The following is a 26791-nucleotide window of genomic DNA, read 5'->3' as shown; positions in this document are numbered from 1 at the left end:
CAAGCCCGCATCATGAAGCTGTTTGAACCCATTTCCGCCTGGTCCCATGAAATTGCGGCCATCCGGCGTGATCTCCACACTTATCCCGAACTGGCTTTCGAGGAAACCCGGACAGCCGATCAAGTCGCGTCCTGGCTGGAGAAATGGGACATCCCTGTACACCGTGGCCTGGGCGTCACGGGTGTCGTAGGCATTTTGAAGGGTACAGGCGGCGAAGGACCATCAGTAGGACTGCGCGCCGATATGGACGCCCTGCCCATGCAGGAACTGAACGAGTTTGAACACAAAAGCCGTCATGACGGCAAGATGCATGCCTGTGGGCATGATGGCCATACGGCCATGCTGCTGGGCGCAGCACGCTATCTGGCTGAAAACCGCAACTTTGCAGGCACCATCTATCTGATTTTCCAGCCTGCCGAAGAAGGGTTTGGCGGCGCACGCGAAATGATCAAGGACGGCTTGTTCACGCTGTTCCCGATGCAGGCGGTTTTTGGTCTGCATAACTGGCCCGGCATGCCAGCAGGCACCTTTGGCGTCCTGCCCGGTGCCATGATGGCCTCCAGCAATACCTTTGAAATCCGCATTGAAGGCAAAGGCGCACATGGCGGCATGCCACATCTGGGTGCCGATCCCATCATGGCAGCCGTGCAACTGGCACAAAGCCTGCAAACCATTGTCAGCCGCAATGTGGACCCGCTGGAACCTGTGGTCCTGAGCATTACCCAGATTCATGCCGGTTCGGCTGACAACGTCATCCCCAACGAAGCCGTCATGCGCGGCACGGTACGCACCTTCTCCACCGAAGCGCTGGATCTGGTCGAAACCCGCATGCGCGAGCTCAGCGAACAAAGCTGTGCCGCCTTGGGCTGTACCGCCCAGTTCGACTTTGACCGTCGTTATCCCCCCACCATCAACCATCCTGAGCAAGCGGCCTTTTGCGCCCAGGTCATTCAGGAACTGGTCGGCCCCGACAAGCTGCGCCAGGATATCCGCCCCTCTATGGGCGCCGAAGACTTCTCCTTCATGTTGCAGGAAGTGCCCGGCTGCTATGTCTGGCTGGGCAATGGGGATGGCGACCATCGCAGTCAGGGCCACGGCATGGGCCCGTGCATGCTGCACAACGGCAGCTACGACTTCAACGACACCCTGATTCCCATTGGTGCCAGTTACTGGGCCAAGCTGGCGCTGGATTGGCTGGCACAACACCGTTGACGCTTTAACAAATGTTTCATAGCGGGCCCAAAGCTTGCCGTTACAATGGCAGGTTCTATTTCTGACGGCGTGCGTCGTACGCTGCAGACAGCGGCCCCACAGCCCCTTCTTCCAATACGGGAGTATTTGTGACTACCTCAAGCAATCTTTCTTCGCTGCCGGACGGAGCACCCACCCTGCGCGTCATGCCCATGCCTACAGACGCCAATATTCACGGTGACGTGTTCGGCGGCTGGATCATGTCCCAGGTGGACATTGCCGGGGCCATTCCCGCAACCCGACGCGCCCAAGGCCGTGTGGCGACCATTTCCGTCAATGCCTTCACGTTCAAGCAGCCGGTCTTTGTCGGTGACTTGCTGAGCTTCTACACAGAAATCGTCAAAACCGGCCGCACCTCCATTACGGTGTCGGTGGAAGTGTATGCAGAACGCAAACGCCTGCAACTGGAAACGGTCAAGGTAACGGAAGCCACACTGACCTATGTGGCCACCGATGACGAGCGCCGCAGCCGCCCGCTGCCCCCTCTCTAAGTATTCGTGACAGGCAGGCCTATGCAGGAAAACCTGGTACCCCCTACTTCGCCCAGCGACACTCCCAAGCCGCGCCGCCTGGAGCCCGAGGATGCGCAACAGGCACTCTATCGCCTGAAGAACATCCTTAAACGCCAGGAAGTGGTCGAGTCGCTGGCCCAGCGTCAGTTCGAGGACGACGACCGCTCCAACCTGCTTGAAGGTCTGATTCATCGCCAGCATGAAAGCGAAATCAAGACCATCCTGAACGATCTGCATCCAGCCGACATTGCCTTCATTCTGGAGTCCTTGCCCGAGCTGGAACGCCAGGCTATCTGGCAACTGGTCGATGCCGAGCACGATGCCGACGTGCTGCTGGAAGTGGCCGACTGGGCACGTGAATCCCTGATCCGCTCCATGGACGCGGCAGACCTGATCGCCGCCGCCGGCAATATGGATGCCGACGAGATTGCCGATCTGGTGCCAGACTTGCCGCCCGATGTGGTGGCCGCCGTGCAACGTGGCTTGACGGACGAAGAGCGTGCGCAACTGATCGAAGCCATGGGCTACCCCGAAGACACCGTGGGCGCCATCATGGACTTTGACATGGTGCGCGTACGTGAGGACGTCACCCTGGAAGTGGTCTTGCGTTATCTGCGCCGCTTGCAGGAACTGCCCGACCACACGGACCAGATCTTCGTGGTAGACCGCGCCGACAAACTGCAAGGCACCCTGTCCCTGACCCGCATGCTGGTCAGCGAACCTGAAACCCTGGTATCAACGGTTATGTCCACGGACTATCTGGCGCTGAACCCGCTGGATTCGGACTCGGACGCCGCTGGGGCGTTTGAGCGATATGACTTGGTGTCCGCCCCTGTAGTGGACGATATAGGCCGCCTGATTGGCCGCGTCACCATTGACGAAGTGGTGGACGTGCTGCAAGAGGACTCGGAAGAACAGGCCCTGTCCCGCGCCGGTCTGCAAGAGGACGACATTTTCTCGCCCATCCGTACGGCTATCCGTAACCGGGCACCGTGGTTGCTGATCAACCTCTGTACCGCCGCGACGGCTTCCTTTATTGCCTCACGCTTTGAGGACACCGTCAGCCATATCGTGATTCTGGCCTTCCTGATGTCGATTGTGGCCGGTATTGGTGGCAACTCCGGCAACCAGACCATGACCATGATTATTCGTGCCATTGCCACGGGTCGTGTCACAGGCTCCAACGTCATCCCACTGATCAAGCGTGAACTGCTGGTGACCTTTCTGGTCGGCGTCTGTGGCAGTGCCGTGACGGCATTCTTTGCCTGGTTCATCTCCGGCTCGATTGCCATTGCTGCTGTGATGATGGCTGCCATGATAGGCAATATGCTGATTGGCGCCGCGCTGGGCGTGATGATCCCGATTCTGCGCGATCGCTTTGGCAATGACCCGGCTGTGGGTTCCTCGGTGCTGCTGACTTTTGCGACGGACTCGCTGGGCTTCCTGCTGTTCCTGGGACTGGCGACGGTGTTCTTGCTGTAAATCGCCAGCAGTCATGATTAAAAAAACCGGCTCCTGGCCGGTTTTTTTTTATATCTACGTCAAAGGGACTAGATCACGTCTTTTAATTTTCTGGTCCCGATAAGCCCGAACACTGGAACACCCAAGTGTCGGGGGGCTCGTTGGTTTTCAGCATGATTGCTTCATCTGATTAAGCACAAGCTCTCTCCCCTTCCCGGGAGAAAAACTTAATAGCCAATCCCACAAGCTGGCTCAAGCTCAGACGCGAAGCATCTGACGGGAGTGCCAAACTGTCCTTCCAAGCAATTAAGACCGGGAGGACGACAGCCGGGCCTCTTCCAAAAACACCTCCAGACTCTCCTGCGTCCCAACGGCCTGACTTCTTTGGAGTGACTCGGTCTGCGCCGTGTGCTCAAAGAAATCCAGCACGCCATTGGTCACCCTTGGCTCAATCCCAGCCAATTCCAATTGACGGCGCACTTGCAGAACCTCGTCACGACGGCGCACGCCATGTACCAGATGGCTGCGCAAGCAGGACTCCATGAAGTCCTGCAAGCCCCGCTGGTTCAAATCCTCCAGCACTTCATACAGCTCTGCCCTCAAGCCCATACGTTCGGCCAGCATCAGGTTTTCAATCCCTAATGCCTCCAAGCCCTTGGTCATCAGGCTGCGCAACAACTTCAAACGCATCGCATCCCCGGCCTGTCCGGGCAGGATGCGCACAGGAGCGCCCTGAGCCTGCCAGAACGCGGCTGCCCTGCCTGCCCCCTGCCCGGCTGCCAGCAAAGCCGTCTGAGCGCCTGTAGACGGCACAGAGCCCATGATGGCCAGGTCCGCCAGCTCCACGCCGTGCTGGTGAGCCAAAACATCCATCGCCTCCATGTCTTGCGGCTCGGCTGTGCACAAATCCATATACAGCGTTCCCGCCGTCAAATGCGGCATGACGGCACGCGCCACCGTAGCCGCCTGCGTCCCCGTCACGGCAGACAGGACGCCATCCAGCTCTTGCCACTGCGCATCCGCCTGCATGCAAAGCTGAGCCTCTAGCTGATCGGCCAAGTCCTGGGCGGCAGGACTAACACGTCGCACCAACAGGAATGGAATCTGTACACCGGCTGATTTCAGGGCGGCACCGTAAGCTCGGGCTACCTCACCGGCACCAACGAGGGCTACGCGCTGCAATAAAGGAAACGTCGTCATAAGAGAAAAACAGAAGGAAAGCTAAAAATCTGCGCCTGATAGTGCCGCCGTGTTTGAACAGGAGAAATCTGAAACAAGGTGCTCACAAAAACCAGCAAAAAGCTTGGTAGCGGAAGTCATAAGCCACGAGCAAAAGATCGGAAACCGAAAGATAACAGAGCAGGGCCGAACCAAAAACCAAGCAGTCCCAAACAGAAGCACAGGATCAGGAAGCAAGGGCAAAAAAAGCTTAAGGGAGAGAAACAAGCCCAATGTTTACAAACTAGCCTCCCTACCGCCAAGAAAAAACCCCATGAGCCAAGACTCATGAGGTTTTTAACTAGCTGCCTTCAGACTGGATGACCCCGATCAGGATCAGGCCAAACGTCCATGACACTGTTTGTACTTCTTGCCGCTACCGCATGGGCAAGGGTCGTTACGGCCCACGCGTGGCACATCACCGCTGGCCATTTCATCCAGACCAGGATCTTCGCCGCTCAGAGCAGCATCGTAATCCGAGTGATGGAAACGGACATTGGAGTTGGCAGGAACTTCAACAGCGGCTTCTTCGACCTGCTCCGGTGTCTGGATGCGCACGGTCATCAATACTTTGACCACTTCGTCACGCACACGGTCCAGCATGTCGGAGAACAGCTCGAAAGCTTCACGCTTGTATTCCTGCTTGGGGTCTTTCTGGGCGTAACCGCGCAGATGAATACCCTGACGCAGGTGATCCAGAGCCTGCAAATGGCCACGCCACTGCGTATCAATGGATTGCAAGAGCACGGAACGCTCGAAGTTGCCCCAGTTAGGCTGACCCACTTGATCAACTTTGGCTTGCAACAAGCGCTGGGATTCTTCAATAACGCGATCATGCAAATCGTCGTCGGTCAGATTGGATTCTTTCTCCAGCATTTCAGCCAGGGGCAGATCAATCTGGAAGGTGCTTTGCAAAGCGGTGGTCAGACCAGGAACGTCCCATTGCTCTTCCATCGTGTCTTGCGGCACGTATTCACGGAACAGACGGCTGACAGCGGCTTCGCGCAGGCTGCTGATGGTTTCGGTAATATCGGCCGATTCCAGCACTTCGTTACGCTGGGCATAGATCACCTTGCGCTGATCGTTAGCCACGTCGTCATACTGCAGCAGTTGTTTACGAATATCGAAGTTGCGGGCCTCAACCTTGCGCTGGGCAGACTCGATGGAACGAGTCACCATGCGGGCTTCGATAGGCTCGCCTTCTGGCAAGCGCAGGCGCTCCATAATGGCGCGCACGCGGTCACCGGCAAAGATGCGCATCAGCGAATCTTCCAGCGACAGGTAGAAGCGCGAGGAACCTGGGTCACCCTGACGACCTGCACGACCACGCAACTGGTTGTCGATACGGCGAGATTCGTGACGTTCGGTACCGATAATGCGCAAACCACCGGCTTGTTTGACCTGCTGGTTCAGCGGCTCCCAGGCAGCACGAATAGCCTGAATCTGGGCTTCTTTCTGCTCGGCGCTCAGGGACTCGTTTTCACGAACCTGCGCAATCGGACGCTCGATGCTGCCGCCCAACACAATGTCGGTACCACGACCGGCCATATTGGTGGCGATGGTCACGTGACCAGGCATACCGGCTTCAGCCACAATATCGGCTTCACGGGCGTGTTGCTTTGCGTTCAGCACCTCGTGCTTGACGCCAGCAGCGTTCAGGCGTGTGGAGATCAGCTCGGAGTTTTCAATGCTGGTGGTACCCACCAGAACAGGCTGACCACGTTCGTGGCAGTCCTGGATGTCTTTCAGAATGGCATTGAATTTTTCGTCATCCGTTTTGAAAACCTGGTCGTTCTGGTCCTTACGGGCCAGCGGACGATTCGGTGGAATGATGACGGTTTCAAGGCTGTAGATTTCCTGGAACTCGTAGGCTTCGGTATCGGCCGTACCCGTCATGCCCGACAGCTTGTCGTACATACGGAAGTAGTTCTGGAAGGTAATCGAAGCCAGGGTCTGGTTTTCGTTCTGAATGCGAACGCCTTCCTTGGCTTCCACGGCTTGGTGCAAGCCATCGGACCAACGGCGACCTGCCATCAAGCGGCCGGTAAATTCATCCACGATTACCACTTCGCCATCCTGGACCACGTATTGCTGGTCGCGGAAGAACAGATTGTGGGCGCGCAGGGCGACCATCAGGTGGTGCATCAGGGAAATGTGGCGTGGCTCGTACAGCGATTCGCCTTCAGGCAGCAAACCGATTTCGGTCAGGATCTGCTCGGCGCGCTCGTGACCAGCTTCGGAAATATGAACCTGCTGGCCCTTTTCGTCGACCCAGAAGTCGCCTTCGGGCTCGGGCTCGTGTGGACGAGGCTCTTGCGTCATGCGGGTCAGCATGGGCGGAACCACGTTCATGCGCACGTACAGCTCGGTATTGTCTTCGGCCTGGCCGGAGATAATCAGCGGAGTACGGGCTTCGTCGATCAGGATGGAGTCAACTTCGTCGACAATCGCGTAGGACAAACCGCGCTGGCGGCGATCCTCGGCGCGGTATTCCATATTGTCGCGCAGGTAGTCGAAACCAAATTCGTTATTGGTGCCGTAGGTAATGTCGGCCTGGTAGGCGGCAATCTTCTCGGCATTGTCTTGCTGGGGAACCACCACACCCACGCTCAGACCCAGGAAGTTGTACAGACGGCCCATCCAGGCGGCATCGCGTCGTGCCAGGTAATCGTTAACCGTCACTACGTGCACGCCCTTGCCGGACAGTGCATTCAGGTACACAGCCAGGGTAGCGGTCAGGGTTTTACCCTCACCCGTACGCATTTCGGAAATCTTGCCGTTGTGCAAGGCAATCGCGCCCAGCATCTGCACGTCAAAGTGGCGCATGCCAAATACACGGATACCCGCTTCGCGCACGATGGCAAAAGCTTCGGGCAAGAGCGAGTTAAGCGAGGCGCCATCCTGAACACGTTGGCGCAGCTCCTGCGTCTTGGCAGCCAAGGCCTCGTCGCTCAGGCCCTGAATAGAAGGCTCAAGAGCATTAATCTGGGCGACCTGCTTACGGTACTGTTTGAGCAGTCGGTCGTTACGACTGCCAATAAGCTTTTTCAGCAATGAAACCATTCTTGTGTCGTCAATGTAGGCGAGGCCGCAAGGGCTTGAATCTGTGCCTCGAGCCTATCTCTGGTTAAAAGGAATGCGCAAGCAAACAATCAGTTTAACGCACATGCTGCGAGACGGAACTACTTGTCCGAATCCAATTGCGCGATCTGCTGTTCTACGTACTCACGCGCAGGCAGAAAAAGCTTAGGGTCCAGGGCCTGTCCCGCCATGCGCACCTCAAAATGCAGGTGCGAGCCAGTGGACTGTCCCGTAGACCCGACTCGAGCGATCAACTGCCCTTTCTCTACTACGTCGCCTAATTTAACAACGATCGAGGACGCATGGGCGTATCGGGTGCTCATGCCATTGCCATGATTGATTTCCACCAGCTTGCCGTAACCCGTCATGTAACGGGCTTCAGACACTACGCCGCCGGAAGCCGCATAAATCGGCGTTCCCTTGGGAGCCGGGAAGTCCAGACCTTCGTGCAAGGCATGGCGACCCGAAATCGGGTGACGACGCCAGCCGAAGGAGGAAGCAACCTCGTCATAATCGACGGGACGGTAATTGGGCAGACGCGCTTCGTTGCCGGAGCGCTCGGTCAGCACGGTGTCCAGCATCTGGAACCAGTCCTGCTGCTCGGACATCTGTTTGGCCAGATTATCCAACTGCTCACCCAGGCGATCCGCGTTCCAGACCAGATCAGCGCCATCCATGCTGTCCATGACTTCCAGATCCTGGACGGGCATGGCACCAGCCAGCTCCGGATCGGTGTATTCGATTCCGGCTGCTTTGGCCACGCGCTTGGTAACGCCGTCCATCTCAATCAGTTTGGCCTGCAAACCGCCCACTTTTTCAGCCAGACGGGTCACGTTATCCTGCATGGCGGCGGCCTGGCTTTGAGCCATACCCGCATCCAGCAAGACGCCACCGCGATCACCCCAGTGCGACTGCACCAAAGCGCCTGCGCCAGCGGAAACGCCCAGCGATACCAGAGCCACCAGGGCGATCACCGTACGGCGCACCCCTTTGGCTTTAGCATCTAAGGACGTATAGTCTTTATGTTGATCCACTCTCGTATAACCTCGAACATGACCTGGAAGCCCCCTTTTACCTCAGCCGCGAAAAAACGCAGTAGCGGGCAAAGCCACGCTTTGGGTTGGCTGGCCAACGACCAGCAGGGTTCCCAGGTACTGGAAATGGCCCGGCAGCTAATGGCGGCACAGACCCATGTCAATAAAGCCTTGCCACCTGCTTTGGGCAAGGCTTGTAAAGTTGCTCGTATAGACAGACAGCAATTGACGCTGGCAGTTCCCAGCGCGGCGCATGCGGCCAAGCTGCGTCAGCTTTTGCCTACTGTGACGCGACATATGAATGCCGCTGGCTGGAACATTAGCGAGGCGCTGGTCCACGTGCAAGCCCATTTGTTTGCAAGCGTGACAGAAAAGCCCGCACGCCAGGTACAAGTCCTGGACGAGCGGGCCTTGGAATCATTTGAAAAGCTGCATGACTCATTGCCGCAAGGTCCCTTGGCTGAAGCCATCGAACGCTTGTTGCGTCATCATCGCGGCTAAACAAAACACCAAGATCGGGACCCTAAGCGCGTATCAAGCGAATTTCCACTCGCTGGAAAAAGCATGGGGCGCACTGGCGGCGGACTCGAAAGTCACCAGTTCCCAACTATCCTGGGCGGCGAGCAAGGCGCGCGCCAACTGGTTGTTCAAACCATGCCCGGATTTGCACGCCACATAGCGCGCAATCAGAGGCTTGCCAATCAGGTACAAGTCGCCAATCGCATCCAGAATCTTGTGCTTGACGAACTCGTCCTCGTAACGCAGACCGTCGCTATTCAGGACACGGTACTCGTCCATGACGATGGCATTGTCCAAACTGCCGCCACGGGCCAGACCGGCCGCACGCAAAGCTTCCACTTCACTGGCGAACCCGAAGGTACGCGCACGCGAAATAGTCTTCACATACGAGTCATGCGCAAAATCCACCTCGGCAAAATTGGCGGTTGCATCAATAGCCGGGTGGTGAAAATCAATAGAAAATTGAAGGGCAAAGCCTTCATAGGGCTCCAGACGAGCCCACTTAATGTCCTGACCCTCGCCTTCGGAGACTTCAATGGGTTTGAGGACACGCAAAAATTTCTTGGCAGCTTCCTGCTCTTGCAAGCCTGCCGAACGCAACAAATACACAAACGTGCCTGCGCTGCCATCCATGATGGGCACTTCTTCAGCCGTCAGGTCCACATGCAGGTTATCAATGCCCAGGCCAGCAATGGCGGACATCAGATGCTCTACAGTTGAAACCCGGACATTGTCCTTGATCAGCACCGACGCCATACGCGTGCCACCGACCTTATCGGCTTGCGCAGGCAAATCCACGATTTCCGGCAAGTCAATACGGTGAAACACAATACCCGTGTCAGGCGCAGCGGGACGCAGTGTCAGCTCGACACGACGACCGGAGTGCAGGCCGACCCCTTTGGTACTGATGACATTTTTGATGGTGCGCTGACGAAGCATGGCTGTTCTTGTATTTGTAAAGTATTGTTCGCAAAGACTATTGTAACCGTAATGCGGGTTATCCACTATACGCTTTTTATAGACCTGCGCGATTGTCAAACGTCAAACACCCCGACACAACAAAGCACTTACACCCCCTGAACGCGGACGCTCAGGGGGAGTCGTGGGAGAAATCAAATTGGCGACTCGGGTAATCGCCGAACTTGATTTTTAATCAGCCTGCTTGCGCAAGAACGCCGGAATATCGAAGTGATCCATACCGGCTGTCTCCAAAGCACGCACCTGGGCCGAGGCTTGGCTACGTGGGTTACGGATGACCGCTGGCACGTCGGCGTTGGCGTAATCCACACCGATGACAGGCATGTTGTCCGTACCTGTACGTAACACTTCTTCGTTGTTTTGTACCAACTGTGGACGCGCTTGCTTGCGACCCAGACCGGTAGCCACAACGGTAACACGCAGGCTGTCGCCCATGGATTCGTCGTAAGCCGTACCGAAAATAACCGTGGCGTCTTCAGCAGCGTAACCACGGATGGTGTCCATGATTTCGCGGGTTTCGCGCATTTTCAGGGATGCCGAAGAAGTGATGTTCACCAGCATACCGCGGGCACCGTGCAGGTCCACACCTTCCAGCAATGGGCAGGCAATGGCACGCTCGGCCGCTTCACGAGCACGGTTCGAGCCAGAAGCCACAGCCGTACCCATCATGGCTTGGCCTTGCTCGCCCATGATGGTTTTCACGTCTTCAAAGTCGACGTTCACGTTACCTTCAACATTGATGATCTCGGCAATACCGGCGCAGGCATTGTGCAAGACATCGTCAGCCGCCTTGAAGCAGTCGGACTGAGTTGCGTCCTCGTCCATCAAGTCGTACAGGTTTTCGTTCAATACAACGATCAGGGAGTGAACGTGCTTGCTCAGCTCCTCGATCCCTTCTTCGGCCATGCGCAAACGGCGGTTGCCTTCAAAGGAGAAAGGTTTGGTGACCACACCCACGGTCAAAATGCCCAGTTCCTTGGCTACTTCAGCCACGACGGGGCTGGCGCCTGTACCGGTGCCACCGCCCATACCGGCCGTGATAAACACCATATTGGCACCGTTCAAGGCAGCACGGATTTCTTCGCGAGCAGTTTCTGCTGCTGCACGACCTTGGTCAGGCTTGGCACCGGCACCCAGGCCGCTGCGACCCAGACGGATCTGAATCGGTGCGTCGCTGCTGGCCAGGGCCTGCGAATCGGTATTGGCGCAAATGAAATCAACACCCTGAACACCCGAGTGAATCATATGCGTCACAGCATTGCCGCCTGCGCCACCCACGCCCACGACCTTAATGACCGTGCCGCTACCGCTGGTATCTAACATTTCAAAGTTCATCATGATTGACTCCCACTCAAACACTTAATTAGTCAAGTTTCTACGTACTTCCCCGATACAACTGAAATTTGGAATCAGCTCAAAACATCTGCCAACCTGGGGGCTCGCAACCGGTTTGAACTGCCTCCTGGACCGCCCTTGCGGACTGCCCGACCTGAGCGTCTTGCAACGCCCTTAATTCATGAACCATTCCTTCATGCGCGCCATCAAACCTTTGACGCTGCCTTTTTGCTGGGCCACTTTGCGGCCACGAGCGCTTTGCAGACGTGCTTCGGTCAACAGGCCCATAACAGTCGAAAAACGTGGGTTGCGCATGACATCAGCCAGGCTGCCTTCGTAGCTAGGCACGGCAATACGCACGGGTTTCAGGAAGACGTCCTCGGCCAACTCCACGATGCCCGGCAACATGGCCGTACCACCGGTCAGCACGATGCCAGAGGACAGCAAGTCTTCGTAGCCCGATTCGCGCAGACTTTGCTGCACAAAGGTAAACAGCTCTTCCACACGCGGCTCGATCACTGCACCCAAAGCCTGGCGCTTGACCTGGCGGTTGGGACGATCACCCAGACCGGGCACTTCGATCATTTCTTCCGGATGGGCCAGCGACTGCTTGGCCACCCCAAAACGCAGCTTGATTTCTTCCGCATCCGGCGTCGGCGTGCGCAGCATGGCAGCGATATCGCTGGTGATCTGGTCGCCCGCGATAGGAATCACGTCGGTATGACGGATCGCGCCACCGGTGTAGATGGCGATGTCGGTTGTACCGCCACCAATATCTACCAGCACCACACCCAATTCTTTTTCGTCGGCGGTCAGGCAGGACAAGCTGGAAGCCAGAGGCTGCAAAATCAGGTCCTGCACTTCCAGACCGCAACGACGCACGCACTTGACGATGTTCTGCGCTGCACTGACGGCACCGGTCACAATGTGAACCCGCACTTCCAGACGCAAACCGCTCATGCCGATAGGCTCGCGGATGTCTTCTTGCGAATCCACAATGAATTCCTGCGTCAGCACGTGCAGCACTTGCTGGTCCGTCGGGATATTCACGGCCTTGGCCGTTTCAATCACCCGCGCCACATCAGTTGCCGTCACTTCCTTGTCTTTCACCGCCACCATGCCGCTGGAGTTGAAGCTGGTGATGTGGCTGCCTGCAATTCCGGTGTAAACCTCACGGATCTTGCAATCGGCCATCAGCTCCGCCTCTTCCAGAGCGCGCTGGATGGAATTGACCGTCGTCTCGATATTGACGACTACCCCTTTGCGCATGCCCTGGGATTCATGCTGGCCCAGACCAAGCACTTCAAACCGGCCTTCCGGCAGCACTTCGGCCACCACCGCAACCACTTTGCTGGTGCCGATGTCCAATGCAACGATCAGGTCTTTGATGTCACGAGTCATATGTTCTTTACTTCACAGGGGTAGATGAAACCGGAGCCAGCGTTATCGCAAAGCCATTCGGGTAACGTAAATCGGCACTTTGCAAAGCACGGTCGCCAAGCCGCTGCATCATGGCAGGCCATGCCTGCACAAATCGTTCAATCCGCACCGCAAAGGGCAACGCCCCTTTACGGCCGTGCGGGTCTGCAATGTCAGCCGCCGGGTCACGGCCCAGGCTCAACTGCATCCCGTTCGACAAAACCACATCCCAGGCGTAGCGCGGGCTCAAGGTCACTTCACTGACCTGCACCTCCAGGGGGCCAAACCAGCGTGCCAGCTCGGCATACCGTTGCACCACCAGACGCTCCGAATTGGGAGGGCCGCTTAACTGGGGCAAATCCACTTCATCAGGAACCACGGCTTTATTGGCCGAAAATGACTCACCCCAGGTGTTGATCATTTCGTCTTCGTTCCAGTAAGCCAGCGGTTGCTGCTCTTCAATGCGTACCGACAGGCTGTTGGGCCAAACGCGTCGGATTTGTGCGCGTCGTACCCAGGGAGCCGTTTCAATCAAGGCGCGCGACTTGTCCAGATCCACCGTGAAGAAGTTGCCTTCCAGACGGCCTGCAATCGTGGCCTTCACCCCTTCCGGAGTCACATAAGCCAGAGGCTCACCCTGCGAGGATTCGATCTGGATGCGCTCAATATTGAAATAGGGACGACGCACTGCCCAAACCACAACACCGATCACCAATGCCGATACCGCTAGCAAAGCCAGCGTATTGGCGATCAGGTTGGTCAGACGGGCATCGGAAAACATGAACCAGGCTCCACGTTCTATAGGCTGCGAGCAATGGCCTGCACTTTGCAGCGGGCCGTTGCCAAAATATTCACGCACAACTGGGCGTAGCTTGTGCCTTCCGCTTTGGCTGCCATCGGCACCAAAGAATGGCTGGTCATGCCCGGAGAGGTGTTCATCTCCAGCAACCAGGGGCGATTTTGTTCATCCAGCATGAAGTCGGCGCGACCCCAGCCCTCACAACCCAGAGCGTTAAATGCACGCACGGACAAGTCCTGGATGTGGGCGGTCAGCTCGGGCGACAAATCGGCTGGACAGAAGTATTGGGTCTCGTTCGAGTAGTACTTGTGCTCGAAGTCGTAATTGCCCTGTGGCGCAACAATGTCGATCACCGGCAAGGCACGCGCCTGGGCACCCACACCAACAACGGGCACGGTCAATTCGCGACCACGAATGAATTGCTCGGCCAGCACGACCGTGTCGTAGTGCATGGCGGTTTCAAAGGCGGCAACGGCTTCTTCGGCGCGATCCACACGAACCACACCCACAGTCGAACCTTCGTGGGGCGGCTTCATGATCAGGGGTACACCCAGCCGTTCCACCGCGGCGGCAACCTGGCTGACATGATCCAGTTGCGCAAAGCCAGGCGTTGGCAGGCCCAGGTGCTGCCAGACGTGCTTGGTCATGATCTTGTCCATGGCCAGGCCGGAGGCCATCACACCGCTGCCGGTGTAGGGGATGCCCATCCATTCCAGCGCACCCTGCAAGGTGCCGTCTTCGCCGTAACGACCATGCAAAGCAATAAACACGCGGTCAAAACCGGCCTGAGCCAGTTCGGTCAGTCCCTTCTCGCCCATATCGAACAAATGCGCGTCCACACCCATGCTGCACAGGGCTTCATGCACGCCTGCGCCAGACATCAAGGACACTTCACGTTCGGCGGACTTGCCGCCGTACAACACGCCGACTCGACCAAAATCCGCTGTCATGCCATTTCTCCCAATTGAGCAGGGATCCGGCTGATGGACCCTGCACCCATTACCAACACCACATCACCATCACGGACAAAGTCCAGGACGGCTTGTGCCATATCGCTGATTTCGGCCACGAAAATGGGTTCGACCTTGCCGAGCACACGCACTGCGCGACTCAAGGCACGGCCATCGGCGGCCACAAGAGGAGCCTCGCCAGCGGGGTAGACCTCTCCAAGGAGGACCGCATCGGCCTGGCTAAGTACCTGCACGAAATCTTCAAAGCAATCACGGGTGCGTGTGTAGCGGTGTGGCTGGAACGCCAACACGATGCGACGCTCAGGCCAAGCACCACGTGCGGCCGCCAAGGTAGCAGCCATTTCGACAGGATGGTGACCGTAATCGTCAACAACGGTAAACGTGCCGCCACCATGCTCCTGGGAAACCGGGAAGTCACCCACCATGGAGAAGCGGCGACCAACACCGGTGAACTCGCTCAGGCCACGGGCAATTACTTCGTCACTGACACCCAGTTCCGTGGCGACAGCAATAGCGGCCAAGGCATTGAGTACATTGTGTTTTCCGGGCAGATTCAGACACACGGACAGCAGGGGAAGATCACCTGTTGCCCCTTTGCGCTGCACGTCAAAACACATGGTGGTGCCACGGCTTTCGATGTTGATGGCACGGACTTGTGCATCGGTATCAATGCCATAAGTCGTGACAGGACGCGATACAAAAGGAATGATTTCGCGCACATTCGCATCGTCGTTACACACGATGGCGCTGCCGTAAAACGGCAGGCGATGGGTGAAGTCGATAAAGGCGCTTTTCAGTCGGGCAACGTCATGACCATAGGTGTCCATATGGTCTACGTCGATGTTGGTGATGATGGCCATCACCGGCAACAGATTCAGGAAGGACGCATCAGACTCGTCCGCTTCCACGACGATGTAATCGCCCTGCCCCAGACGGGCATTGGCACCGGCCGAATTCAGTCGACCACCGATCACAAAGGTCGGGTCCAGATCGGCCGCGCCCAACAGGCTGGCTACCAGGCTGGTGGTAGTGGTCTTTCCATGCGTACCGGCCACAGCGATACCGCGCTTCAGGCGCATCAGCTCGGCCAGCATCAGAGCACGAGGCACCACTGGAATGCGGGCTGCACGAGCGGCCAACACTTCAGGGTTATCGCCCGCAATAGCGGTCGAGGTGACAATCGCGCCCATTCCGGCCACGTTTTCAGCGTGATGACCGATAACAATGCGGGCACCCAATTGTTCCAGACGACGGGTCACCGCCGTTTCCTGAATATCGGAGCCACTGATGGCAAAGCCCAGGTTCAGCATGACTTCGGCAATACCGCTCATGCCCGAGCCGCCTATCCCTACAAAATGAATACGTTGAATGCGGTGTTTCATCCCACCCTCCTTGCCGCCTGCTGACATGCTTCGGCAATCTGCTGCGTGGCATTCAACTGTGCATGTTCTTGCGCGTGGCTAGCCACACGACTTAATTCTTCACGGTCCAGGTCTTGCAACCACTGCGCAAGCCACTGAGCCGTCAACTCCGATTGTTTCTTGAGCCACGCGCCCGAGCATTCGCTCAGGTAGCGGGCATTCGCTGTCTGGTGATCGTCTATGGCATGTGGCAGGGGCACAAACAGGGCCGCTACGCCAATCGCTGCAACTTCGGCTACCGTCATGGCACCGGCGCGGCAAATCAGCACATCAGCCTCTTTCATGGCCTGTGCCATATCGCCAATAAAGGCCTTGCAGTCAGCCTGTACCTGATTGTCTGCATAGCTTTGCTGCAAACTTTCCAGATGCTGCTGACCAGACTGGTGCGTCACATGCGGACGCTGTTCAGCAGGGATCAGCGCCATGGCTTCAGGCACCACTTTATTCAGTGCGGCCGCACCCAAGCTGCCACCCACCACCAGAATGCGCAGTGGCCCAGTGCGTTTGGCATAGCGTTCCGCTGCGGGGCCTTGGCCTACGAAAGCATCGCGCACAGGATTGCCAACCGTCACAGCACCGGGCAAGGCACCGGGGAAACCAGTCAGCACGCTGGTCGCCATTTTGGCCAAGTAGCGGTTGGCTGTTCCGGCCACCGCATTTTGTTCGTGCACGACCAAAGGACGGCGCGACACAAAAGACATCAGGCCACCGGGGAAAGCCACATAGCCGCCCATCCCCAGAACCACATCCGGCTTGGCTTCTTGCAAGCAGCGATGCGCCTGCCAGCAGGCACTGATCAAGGTAAAGGGTAAGGAGAGCAAGGCCTTCACGCCTTTGCCTCGTAATCCGGAAAATCGCAGAGGCAGCATTTTAATCCCATGCTGAGGGACCAAGCTACCTTCCATGCGCTCGGGATGACCTAACCACAACACGTTCCAGCCGCGCTGTTGCATGGCTTCGGCCACGGCCAGTCCGGGCATGATGTGCCCGCCTGTACCGCCAGCCATGATCAGGATGGTTGGAGTGCTCATGTGCGTTTACCTCGCATCATTTGCCGGTTCTCAAAATCAACCCGCAGTAACAAGGCAAACGCCACCAGATTCATCACAATGCCCGAACCACCGTAACTGACCAAGGGCAAGGTCAGACCTTTGGTAGGCAAGAGACCCAGCACCACACCGATATTGATAAAGGCCTGCACACCAAACCACAGCGCCACGCCTTGCGCCACGATGCCGCTGAACAAGCGATCCATCGCGCTGGCCTGACGACCAATATTGAAGCTGCGCCACACCACAAAGCCGAAAGTCAGGATCAGGGCGGATACGCCTACAAAACCCAGCTCCTCGCCAATCACCGCCACAATAAAGTCGGTATGGGCTTCAGGCAGGTAGTGCAGTTTTTCTACGCTGGAACCCAGGCCCACGCCAAACCACTCGCCACGACCCAGAGCAATCAGTGAGTGCGAGAGCTGATACGCACTGCCATAAGCGTTGTCAGGGTTCCAGGGGTCCAGATAAACGAACAGACGCTCCCGACGCCAAGGCGAGAGCCAGATCAGCAAAAGAAAGCTGCTGACCATAATGCCCAGCAAAGCAGAGAACAACTTGCCGTTGATCCCGCCAATAAACAGAATGCCGACAGCAATCGCCACGATCACCATGAAGGCGCCCAGGTCAGGCTCCATCAAGAGCAAGACACCGACCAGGCCCAAAGCCACGGCCATCGGCAAAAAGCCGCGTATAAACGTATGCAGATGCTGCTGCTTGCGCACGGTGTAGTCGGCCGCATACAGCACCATGGCCAGCTTCATCAGCTCCGAAGGCTGGAAGTTGATGATGCCCAAAGGCAACCAGCGACGGGCGCCGTTCACTTCCCGGCCTATACCGGGGACCAGCACGACAAGCAGCAAGAAAATAGCCAGCACAAACAAAGGCACGGCCAGTTTCTGCCACACGCGCAAGGGCACGGTTGCGGTAAACATGGCCATGACCACACCCACCACGATGAACAGGGCGTGGCGAATCACAAAGTAATAGCGACCGTAGCTTTCATAGCGCGGTCCGTCTGCCAAAGCGATCGAGGCCGAATACACCATCAGCAGACCAAACAAGGTCAGCATCAGCGTGGCGGCCAACAAGGGGCGATCAAACGCAGGCAATGCCGTACGTCCTGGACGCACTGCATTGACACCCGAGGTCAGCTCAGCAAACAGACTCATGCCAGCTCTCCTCTATCCAGGGCCATTTCAGTCACCGCAGCCACAAAGCACATGCCGCGGTGGTGATAGCTTTTGAACATATCCATGCTGGCGCAGGCTGGGGACAGCAAGACCACATCGCCCGAACGCGCCTGCTCGGCAGCGGCCTGCACAGCGGCTTCCAGACCATCGCAGAAACGGTGGCGGACATCGTGTGCTTCCAGGACGGCAGCAATCTGCTGGGCGTCCTGACCAATCAGAAAAACTTCGGCCACGTTCTGGGCAGCGGCAGCCGCCAAAGGCTCAAAATCCTGGCCCTTGCCCAACCCACCGGCAATCAGCCACACGCGCTGGTCAAAGCCGCGCAAGGCCGCTACTGTCGCGCCCACATTGGTGCCTTTGCTATCGTCCAGATACTGAACGCCATCCAGCACACGAATCAACTCGACACGGTGCGGTTCGCCCTGGTAGGTACGCAGACCATTCAACAGCTCGGCCCAACCCAGACCCAGGCAACGAGCCAGCATCAGGGCTGCCTGTGCATTCAAGGCGTTGTGACGACCTTTGATCTGCAAAGCTTCAACCGGCATCAGGCGTTTCAAACCACCGGCAGCACGTACCGCAGGTGCAGCAGGCACATTACGTTTTTTCAGACCGGTAGCTGGTATTTCAAAATCAGTAGGCTCGTTCGCTACCAGCCACTGCATGCCACCATCCGTCAGCAAGCCCATATCGCCCAGTAAAGCGGGCTTGTCCAGACCAAAGCTGCGCACCGACTCCTGGCTGGCATCGGGAACCATCGCCATCACCGCAGGATCATCGCGATTGACCAGAGCCACATCGCACATGCCGTACATACGTTGCTTGGACTCGACATAGGCGTCCATGCCGCCGTGCCAGTCCAGATGATCCTGAGAAATATTCAGTACAACACCAGCGTCAGCCTGCAAGGTAAAGGTGCTGTCCAATTGGAAGCTGGACAGCTCCAGCACCCAGACCTGGGGCAAGGCATTGCTTTCGAGCGCATCGCACAAAGCGGTCAGCGCAGCAGGACTGATATTGCCTACAGCCAACGCGGACACACCAGCTTGCTCCAGCAAGTGACGAGTCAGGGCTGTAACCGTAGTCTTGCCATTGGTACCTGTAATAGCGAGCACACGGCTTTCCTGGCCTTGAGCAGCCAAATCCTTCAAGGCACGGGCAAAGAGTTCGATCTCGCCGATGACTTCAATACTGCGTTCGCGAGCCAAGGCCAAAAAGGCACTAAGTTCGGGATCCAGGGGTGACAGACCGGGGCTGATCACTAGGGTGTGCACATCAAGCAGACTGTCCGCTTGCAAAGCGTTCTGGCCCTGTCGTACGTCCAAAGGGGTGCTGCTCAAGGCCTGAATCTTGTCCAGACCCTGCACGCTCTCGCGCGTATCGGCCAAACGAATGCTGGCCCCCTGGGCCAAAGACCAGCGAGCCGCAGCAAAGCCTGTCTCGCCTAACCCTAGGATAAGCATGAGACCGTCTTTACGGATCGAAGGAAAACTCAAAGCATTCATCGCAGTTTCAATGTAGACAAGCCAACCATGACCAGCATCATCGTGATGATCCAGAAGCGAACCACCACCTGTGTTTCTTTCCAGCCGCTGACTTCAAAGTGATGGTGCAGCGGCGCCATGCGAAATATTCGTCTTCCCTGGCCGTAGCGTTTCTTGGTGTATTTGAACCAGGTCACCTGCAACATCACCGACAAGGTTTCCACCACAAACACGCCGCCCATAATGAACAGCACAATTTCCTGGCGAACGATCACGGCGATTGTGCCCAGTGCACCGCCCAGAGCCAGAGCACCCACATCACCCATGAACACTTGGGCGGGGTAAGCGTTGAACCACAAGAAGGCCAGACCCGCACCGGCAATGGCGGCACAGATCACCATCAGCTCGCCCGCACCGGGGATATAAGGGAACAAGAGGTATTTGGAGTAGTCGACGCGGCCAACCACATAGGCAAAAATGCCCAGGGCAGCACCTACCAGCACGGTAGGCATGATGGCCAGACCGTCCAGACCGTCTGTCAGATTGACGGCGTTACTGGAACCCACAATGACCGCCCAGGTCAGCACTACAAAGCCCAACACGCCCAGCGGGTAGCTGACGGACTTGAAGAAAGGCACGATCAGGTCAGCCTGGGTAGGCAGGGGCATGGTGAAGCCGCTCAAGACCCATTCTTTGAACAAAGGCCACAGTTCAGTATTGGCAGGCACCGACACGGCAAAGCTCAGATAAACCGCGGCGACCATACCGATCAAGGCTTGCCAGAAAAACTTCTGACGCGAGGACATGCCTTCGGGATCACGATTGACGACTTTCTTGTAATCGTCTGCCCAGCCAATCCAGCCAAAACCGAAAGTCACCAGCAGAACGACCCACACAAAGCGGTTAGTCCAGTCTGCCCACAACAAGGTGCTGATACCGATGGAGATCAGGATCAGCACACCGCCCATGGTGGGCGTGCCGTTTTTTTGCAAATGCGATTCTGGGCCGTAAGCGCGTACAGCCTGACCAATCTTCAGTTCGGTCAACTTGCGAATAACCCAGGGACCTGCCAACAAGCCAATCGCCAGCGCGGTGGCGCTGGCCAAAATAGCACGCAGGGTGATGTACTCAAACACCCCAAAGGCGCGAATATGATCGTCCGATAACCAGCGCGCCAGTTCAAGAAGCATGAGTGGCCCCTTCGTTATGGGAGAAGTGGTTTTCCAGGGCAGCGACAACGCGTTCCATACGGGCGCTGCGCGAACCTTTGATCAGCACATGGGACGGCTCCAGAGCCAGCAGGTAGGAAACCATGTCTTCCAGGGTCTCGAACTGATGTGCACGCGCACCAAAAGCCTGAGCAGCATGGCTGGCATCACCACCCAAGGTCAGCAATTCATCCATGCCACGCTCTTTGGCGTAAGCACCGACTTCGGCGTGCAATTCGGAGCTGTTGTCACCGATCTCGGCCATATTGCCCAGCACCAGAACCTTGCGCCCCTTCAGTTGTGCCAGCACATCAATGGCGGCACGGACCGAATCCGGGTTGGCGTTGTAGGTGTCGTCAATCAGTTGGTAACCGGAAGACAGTTGCTTGGGCTGCATACGGCCCGTCACAGGGCGGAAACTTTCCAGACCTTGCACAATGGCGTTCAAGGGAGCACCCGCAGCATGGGCGCAAGCAGCAGCGGCCAGGGCATTGCGCAGGTTATGAATACCAGGGCTGCTCAAGGTCAGCGCGGCAGACTGTCCGGCCACGTGCAAGACAAAGCGAGTCTGTGCAGGCTCAACAAACATATCAGCCGCAAACACCGTTTCCTGACCACTCAGACCAAAACGCAGCACGGAACGCTGGCCTGCCTGTTCGGCCCACATGGCGCTGAATGCATCATCATCAGGAATGACCAGTGCGCCGTCCTGAGGCAAGGCATCAATCACCGCGCCGTTTTCACGCGCCACGGCTTCCACGCTGTGCATGAATTCCTGATGTTCGCGTTGGGCGTTATTGATCAGGGCAATGGTGGGGCGAGCCATGGCCGCCAGCACCGCGATTTCGCCAGGGTGATTCATGCCCATTTCCAGCACGGCCGCTTTGTGCTCGGAGCTCAAGCGCAGGATGGACAGCGGTACGCCCAGATCGTTATTCAGATTACCGCGTGTTGCCAGGCTTTCTGCGTCGCCCAACCAGGCGCGCAAGATCGCGGCAATCATTTCTTTGGTTGTGGTCTTGCCATTGCTGCCAGTCACACCGATGACGGGGATATCAAAGCGCGAGCGCCATTCAGTGGCCAGCGTCATCAATGCGCGACGGGTATCGCCCAGCACAATTTGCGGCAGATCCACTTGAGGATCACGCTGCGCAACAATCGCGGCATGCGCGCCCTGCTCTTTCGCTTTTTCCAGGTAGCGATGGCCGTCAAACTGCTCGCCGCTCAAGGCCAGGAACAAATCACCTTTGGTGAGGCTGCGGGAATCAGTGCTCAAACGCACGCCACGCAACCACAACAAGGCTGCTTTAGCCCAGTCCGAATCATCAAACACAGAGCGCTCGCCCTGCACTTCCTGGTAAGTTTCGTGACCTTTACCGGCCAGCAACACAATATCTTCAGGGTTTGCGGCCCAGACAGAAGACAGAATGGCGCGAGCGCGATCCATTTGCACGGCTGGCGCTTCGGGCATGCCAGCCACAATTTGACGAATGATGTCAGCGGGATCTTCAAAACGGGGGTTGTCCGTCGTGACCAACACATTGTCGGCCAGACGGGCTGCCACTTCGCCCATGACGGGACGCTTGGCGGTATCGCGGTTGCCACCGCAACCGAATACACAAGTCAGTTTGCCGCCACGCACCGTAGCGACTTCACGCAAGGCCTGCAAAGCACGCTCCAACGCATCAGCGGTGTGTGCGTAGTCCACAACCACCAAAGGCAGAGGCTGCTGACGACCAGCGGTGCTGTTGGGGGTGACGATTTGCAGGCGGCCGGGCACGGATTCCAGCTTGTCCATAATGCGGGCAATTTTGGAAACGGGCCAACCTACCTCTTGCAGAACACCGGCCACCAACAAGAGATTGGCCACGTTATGTTCACCCAGCAGGTGGGTCAAAATTTGAGCCGTACCGTGTGCAGTGACCAGGTTGAACACCTGACCGTCAGCACCCGTATGTACGTCCTGAGCCAGCAAGTCCACCTCGGGCTGGCTCATGGAATAGGAGATCACGCGTGCGGCCAAACCGGCCTGCATCAACTCGCGGCCAGTTGCATCGTCAGCATTGAGCACGACGCTACGCAAACCAGGCCAGCTAAACAGGCGCAGCTTGGCCTGTTTGTATTGTTCCATGCTGTGGTGGTAATCCAGATGGTCATGCGTCAAGTTGGTGAAGCCCGCAATATCAATGCGGACGCCGTCCAGACGACCTTGCTCCAGACCAATCGAAGAGGCTTCCAGCGCCACCGCGTTACCGCCTTGGGCACGAATCGCGGCCAGACTGCGGTGTACGGTCAGCACGTCAGGTGTCGTCAGAACACCACCCAGATTGGAGCCGTCGGGCAAAGTGACACCCAAGGTTCCAATGGTGCCGCAAGGCACTTGGGAGTGATTCAATGCCGAAGCCACCCACTGCACAGTCGACGTTTTGCCATTGGTGCCGGTGACGGCCACAACGGTCATTTCCTCGGAAGGACGACCCCACCACTGATGGGCAACTTCACCCAGCAAGGCACTCAGGTTAGCGACCTGCAAAACGGGCACACCAGGATCAACCGCCTGATCGCCCTGCTCGCGCACAATCGCAACTGCACCTTGCTGCACCGCCTGAACTTCGTACTCACGACCATCACCCTGATGGCCGCGGCAGGCAAAAAACGCGTCACCCGCCTTGATCTGGCGGGAATCCAAACACAGATTAGCCGTGGGCGCGACATGCTGCGCCAGCCACTCCAATATTGCTGCGGCGTTCATCGTACTCTCTCCGCACCGGGGCCAACGGCCACCAGCGAATCTATGGGCGCATCAGGCTGGACGCCTAGGCGTCGCAAGCTCCGGGCCACAATTTCTGAAAAAATCGGCGCGGCAATACGCCCACCGTAATAATTGGAGCTATGTGGTTCGTCAATCGTGACGGCCACCACAATGCGAGGATCGGAGACGGGGGCAAAGCCGACAAAAGAGCCGCGATACAGGGATTTGCTGTAACGGCCATCCACAATCTTGCGGGCCGTACCGCTCTTGCCTGCGACGCGATAACCTTGCACCTGAGCCAGACGAGCACCGGCAGGACCGGCAGCCGCTTCCAGCATGGCGCGCACTTCTGCGGCCACTTTGGGGGTGTAAACCTGAACGCTGGCAGGCTTGCCTTCGCGCTTGAGCAAGGTCATGGAGACCATATCGCCATTGCGCGCAAACGCCGTATAGGCGTGAGCAATTTGCAGCAGGGAAACCGACAGACCGTAGCCATAGGACATGGTGGCGCGCTCGATAGGACGCCACCGCTCCCAGGGACGCAGTCGCCCACTGGCAATACCGGGGAAGTCCGCCTGGGGGGAACGCCCAAAACCCAGCTCGGTAAATTTGTTCCACATTTCCTGCGAGGTCAGACGCTCGGAAATCATGGTCATGCCAATATTGCTGGAGCGACGCAAAATACCGGCGGCATCCAGAAAACCGTTATTACGGCTCACGTCGGTGATCACACTACCTTGGTAGCGATACTGGCCATTACCCGTATTGAACTGAGTCGCGGTGGTAATGCGGTTGATATCCAGTGCCAAACCGACCGTGAAAGGCTTCATGATAGAGCCGGGTTCAAAGGTGTCGGTCAAGGCACGGTTACGCAGGGCCGGACCCTTGCGGTCGTCCCTGTCGTTGGGGTTGTAGGTAGGCAAGTTCACCAGGGCCAGAATCTCCCCGGTTTTCACGTCCATCACCACAGCCGCAGCGGCATTGGCCTTGACGTCTTCCATGCCTTTCTTCAAGGCGGTGTAGGCGTCAAACTGCAAGCCTGCGTCAATGGACAAGTGCAAGTCCTGGCCGTGGGTAGGCGGAACAATAGCGCGTACATCTTCCACTACACGGCCCAGGCGATCGCGAATGACGCGACGCGATCCGGGTGTACCAGACAGGGCCGAGTTAAAAGCCAACTCAATCCCCTCGATCCCCTGGTCTTCAATATTAGTAAAACCCACAATGTGCGCCATCACATCCCCTTCGGGATAGAAACGGCGCATTTCTTCTTGCTGGTGAATACCGGGAATTTTCAGTTCAGCGATCTGCGCGGCGACATCCACATCCACCTGACGCTTGATGTAGACGAAGTTGCGGTCCTCGACGGACAGGCGGCGATCAATATCAGCCGCACCCATGCCCAGGAGCTTGGCCAGTTGGCTAATTTGCTCGGGCTTGGCATTACGGGCGTCATCAGGAATAGCCCAGATAGCCTTGACGGGCACGCTGGAAGCCAGCACCACAGAACCACTGCGATCAAAAACCTTGCCACGCATGGGCGGCAGCACCTGGGTGCGCTCATAACGGCGCTCGCCCTGCTGCTGCAAGAATTCGGTAGACAGGCCTTGCAGATACAAAGCCTTGACGATCAAGGCGCCAAAGCCCAGGAACAAAAGCACCAGGACCAAACGCGAACGCCAGAATGGAATCTGGACGCTTAAAACAGGATTATCGTGATAGCCGAATCGTCTCATGGCCGCCCTCCGGGCTGAGCCTGGTTTGAGCTCAATTCACCGCCTTGCAAATAAAGAGTGCGATCTGGAGAGCTGAGCACCAGGCCCAATTCGTTGCGGCCAATATCATCCACCCGGGCATTACGAGCCAGTTCGGCCCGCTCCAGTTGCAGACGACGCCAGTCCGTATCCAGTTCACCTGCTTTGGTGACCAGACGATCGGTTTGCACAAACAGCTCGCGCGCCTGATAGCGCGCCGTCACCAAAGAGATGGCCGAAAGCATCAACACCAAAGAAAGGGTGATGACCAGGCGCATCATCGGCGGCCTCGCTTGCCAGCAGGCTGGCGGCTATAGGCGGCCTGTTGCAGCAGACGCTCGCTGGCGCTGCGCATCCAGTCCTGGGGGATAGGGGTTTCGGTGCGTTGCACCACACGTAATACCGCCGAGCGGGCTCGGGGGTTGTCGCTGGACTCCTCGTCAGTAGGCAAGATTCTGCCCAAAGACTGCACCAGAGGCTGGGGCAAGTCTTTTTCAAGAATAGGTAGACGTGACTGTTCCTGCGCGGGACGCGCAGCCGCGTTCATGAACTGTTTGACCATACGGTCCTCCAGCGAATGAAATGCAATCACCGCAAGCCTGCCCTGAGTCGCCAATCGACTCAGAATTGACGGAAGCGCGTGCGCGAGCTCTTCGAGCTCACGATTGAGGTAAATCCGTATAGCCTGGAAGGTCCTGGTTGCCGGATGTTGACCCTTTTCGCGCGTGCGGACGACACCGGCGACGAGCTCGGCGAGATCACGCGTTGTATGTAGCGGGCGGGATTGGCGGCGATCAACAATCGCCTTTGCAATCTGGAAAGCAAACCGTTCTTCGCCATATTCTGCAATGACCTCCTTTAAAACATCTACGCTGACCTCGGCCAGCCACTGTTCAGCGGTCAAGCCACCGCTGGTATCCATGCGCATGTCCAGAGGACCTTCGCGCATAAAAGAGAAACCTCGTTCTGCGTCGTCGATTTGTGGCGAGGAAATGCCCAAATCCATCATGACGCCTTGCAACGGCCCCACATCCAGCTCGTCCAGAGCCTGGGCCAGATCACCAAAGCCACTGTGTACAACCGTGACGCGGCTATCTTGTGCAGCCAATTCCTGAGCCACGGCAATGGCCTGCGGGTCCTTGTCGATCACAATCAAGCGCCCCTGGGGGCTCAAGTGCGACAAGAGCAAGCGGCTGTGGCCGCCACGACCGAAGGTGCAATCGACGTACACGCCGTCGGCCAAACCCTTGATTTCAGGATTTTGAGCCCAACGCCGGGCCTCAAAGGACGGATCCACGAGGGCCGCCACCGTAGGCTCCAGCAGCACGGATCGATGTACCAGCGTCATGACT

General features: G+C 57.4%; 21 protein-coding genes. 4 read left to right on the top strand and 17 right to left on the bottom strand.

Features of this window, described 5'->3' with window-relative positions; all coding sequences use genetic code 11:
- The first annotated feature begins 12 nt into the window (after positions 1–12).
- From OSH09_RS11125 to mgtE, 3 genes are all read left to right on the top strand, one after another.
- Positions 13–1212, top strand: coding sequence for a M20 aminoacylase family protein (locus OSH09_RS11125; protein WP_207873422.1), 1200 nt, complete (start codon positions 13–15; stop codon positions 1210–1212).
- Between the two features lie 185 nt (positions 1213–1397).
- Positions 1398–1742 carry an acyl-CoA thioesterase gene (locus OSH09_RS11120; protein WP_222667978.1) on the top strand — a complete coding sequence of 115 codons (345 nt, stop codon included), beginning with the start codon at positions 1398–1400 and terminating at the stop codon, positions 1740–1742.
- Between the two features lie 21 nt (positions 1743–1763).
- Entirely contained in the window at positions 1764–3245 is a 1482-nt protein-coding gene (gene mgtE / locus OSH09_RS11115) for a magnesium transporter (RefSeq protein WP_207873420.1), read from the top strand.
- Between the two features lie 285 nt (positions 3246–3530).
- Here mgtE and OSH09_RS11110 read toward each other — a convergent pair whose 3' ends face one another.
- From OSH09_RS11110 to OSH09_RS11100, 3 genes are all read right to left on the bottom strand, one after another.
- Complete coding sequence (locus OSH09_RS11110; RefSeq protein WP_207873419.1) at positions 3531–4424, bottom strand: DUF1932 domain-containing protein; 894 nt, start codon at positions 4422–4424, stop codon at positions 3531–3533.
- Positions 4425–4778: 354 nt separating this feature from the next.
- The gene (secA, locus tag OSH09_RS11105; RefSeq protein WP_266121010.1) at positions 4779–7505 is read right to left on the bottom strand and encodes a preprotein translocase subunit SecA; all 2727 of its coding nucleotides are present in this window, start codon (positions 7503–7505) and stop codon (positions 4779–4781) included.
- A 119-nt stretch (positions 7506–7624) separates the two neighbouring features.
- Positions 7625–8557: a M23 family metallopeptidase gene (locus OSH09_RS11100; RefSeq protein ID WP_207873417.1), complete on the bottom strand. Its 933-nt coding sequence runs from the start codon at positions 8555–8557 to the stop codon at positions 7625–7627.
- A gap of 18 nt (positions 8558–8575) precedes the next feature.
- Here OSH09_RS11100 and OSH09_RS11095 point away from each other — a divergent pair, with 18 nt between their 5' ends.
- Positions 8576–9058 carry a DciA family protein gene (locus OSH09_RS11095; RefSeq protein WP_243430219.1) on the top strand — a complete coding sequence of 161 codons (483 nt, stop codon included), beginning with the start codon at positions 8576–8578 and terminating at the stop codon, positions 9056–9058.
- Between the two features lie 33 nt (positions 9059–9091).
- Here the strand turns inward: OSH09_RS11095 and lpxC are convergent, their stop codons facing one another.
- The 14 genes from lpxC to rsmH form a co-directional block, all read right to left on the bottom strand.
- Entirely contained in the window at positions 9092–10015 is a 924-nt protein-coding gene (gene lpxC / locus OSH09_RS11090) for a UDP-3-O-acyl-N-acetylglucosamine deacetylase (protein ID WP_207873415.1), read from the bottom strand.
- A 210-nt stretch (positions 10016–10225) separates the two neighbouring features.
- Complete coding sequence (gene ftsZ / locus OSH09_RS11085) at positions 10226–11392, bottom strand: cell division protein FtsZ (RefSeq protein ID WP_207873414.1); 1167 nt, start codon at positions 11390–11392, stop codon at positions 10226–10228.
- Between the two features lie 171 nt (positions 11393–11563).
- Positions 11564–12790: a cell division protein FtsA gene (ftsA, locus tag OSH09_RS11080; RefSeq protein WP_189391907.1), complete on the bottom strand. Its 1227-nt coding sequence runs from the start codon at positions 12788–12790 to the stop codon at positions 11564–11566.
- 7 nt (positions 12791–12797) lie between these two features.
- The gene (locus OSH09_RS11075) at positions 12798–13589 is read right to left on the bottom strand and encodes a cell division protein FtsQ/DivIB (protein ID WP_207873413.1); all 792 of its coding nucleotides are present in this window, start codon (positions 13587–13589) and stop codon (positions 12798–12800) included.
- A gap of 17 nt (positions 13590–13606) precedes the next feature.
- Positions 13607–14557: a D-alanine--D-alanine ligase gene (locus OSH09_RS11070; protein WP_266121009.1), complete on the bottom strand. Its 951-nt coding sequence runs from the start codon at positions 14555–14557 to the stop codon at positions 13607–13609.
- A complete protein-coding gene (murC, locus tag OSH09_RS11065) occupies positions 14554–15960 on the bottom strand; it encodes a UDP-N-acetylmuramate--L-alanine ligase (protein WP_222667633.1) in 1407 nt (468 codons plus the stop codon). The genes OSH09_RS11070 and murC overlap by 4 nt, the downstream gene beginning before the upstream one ends.
- Positions 15957–17030 carry an undecaprenyldiphospho-muramoylpentapeptide beta-N-acetylglucosaminyltransferase gene (gene murG / locus OSH09_RS11060; protein WP_222667634.1) on the bottom strand — a complete coding sequence of 358 codons (1074 nt, stop codon included), beginning with the start codon at positions 17028–17030 and terminating at the stop codon, positions 15957–15959. The genes murC and murG overlap by 4 nt, the downstream gene beginning before the upstream one ends.
- Positions 17027–18220 carry a putative lipid II flippase FtsW gene (gene ftsW, locus OSH09_RS11055; protein ID WP_207873409.1) on the bottom strand — a complete coding sequence of 398 codons (1194 nt, stop codon included), beginning with the start codon at positions 18218–18220 and terminating at the stop codon, positions 17027–17029. The genes murG and ftsW overlap by 4 nt, the downstream gene beginning before the upstream one ends.
- Positions 18217–19746: a UDP-N-acetylmuramoyl-L-alanine--D-glutamate ligase gene (murD, locus tag OSH09_RS11050; RefSeq protein WP_266121008.1), complete on the bottom strand. Its 1530-nt coding sequence runs from the start codon at positions 19744–19746 to the stop codon at positions 18217–18219. The genes ftsW and murD overlap by 4 nt, the downstream gene beginning before the upstream one ends.
- Positions 19743–20915: a phospho-N-acetylmuramoyl-pentapeptide-transferase gene (gene mraY / locus OSH09_RS11045; protein WP_207873407.1), complete on the bottom strand. Its 1173-nt coding sequence runs from the start codon at positions 20913–20915 to the stop codon at positions 19743–19745. Before mraY ends, murD begins: the two co-directional genes overlap by 4 nt.
- Positions 20905–23685 carry a bifunctional UDP-N-acetylmuramoyl-L-alanyl-D-glutamate--2,6-diaminopimelate ligase MurE/UDP-N-acetylmuramoyl-tripeptide--D-alanyl-D-alanine ligase MurF gene (murF, locus tag OSH09_RS11040; protein WP_266121007.1) on the bottom strand — a complete coding sequence of 927 codons (2781 nt, stop codon included), beginning with the start codon at positions 23683–23685 and terminating at the stop codon, positions 20905–20907. Before murF ends, mraY begins: the two co-directional genes overlap by 11 nt.
- Positions 23682–25421: a peptidoglycan D,D-transpeptidase FtsI family protein gene (locus tag OSH09_RS11035; protein ID WP_207873405.1), complete on the bottom strand. Its 1740-nt coding sequence runs from the start codon at positions 25419–25421 to the stop codon at positions 23682–23684. Before OSH09_RS11035 ends, murF begins: the two co-directional genes overlap by 4 nt.
- A complete protein-coding gene (ftsL, locus tag OSH09_RS11030) occupies positions 25418–25720 on the bottom strand; it encodes a cell division protein FtsL (protein ID WP_266121006.1) in 303 nt (100 codons plus the stop codon). Before ftsL ends, OSH09_RS11035 begins: the two co-directional genes overlap by 4 nt.
- A complete protein-coding gene (gene rsmH, locus OSH09_RS11025) occupies positions 25717–26787 on the bottom strand; it encodes a 16S rRNA (cytosine(1402)-N(4))-methyltransferase RsmH (RefSeq protein ID WP_207873403.1) in 1071 nt (356 codons plus the stop codon). The genes ftsL and rsmH overlap by 4 nt, the downstream gene beginning before the upstream one ends.
- Positions 26788–26791 lie beyond the last annotated feature (4 nt).

The organism is Alcaligenes parafaecalis (assembly GCF_026344135.1).
GTDB classification, from domain to species: Bacteria; Pseudomonadota; Gammaproteobacteria; order Burkholderiales; family Burkholderiaceae_B; genus Alcaligenes; species Alcaligenes parafaecalis.
This window is presented reverse-complemented; position numbering and strand designations above follow the sequence as displayed.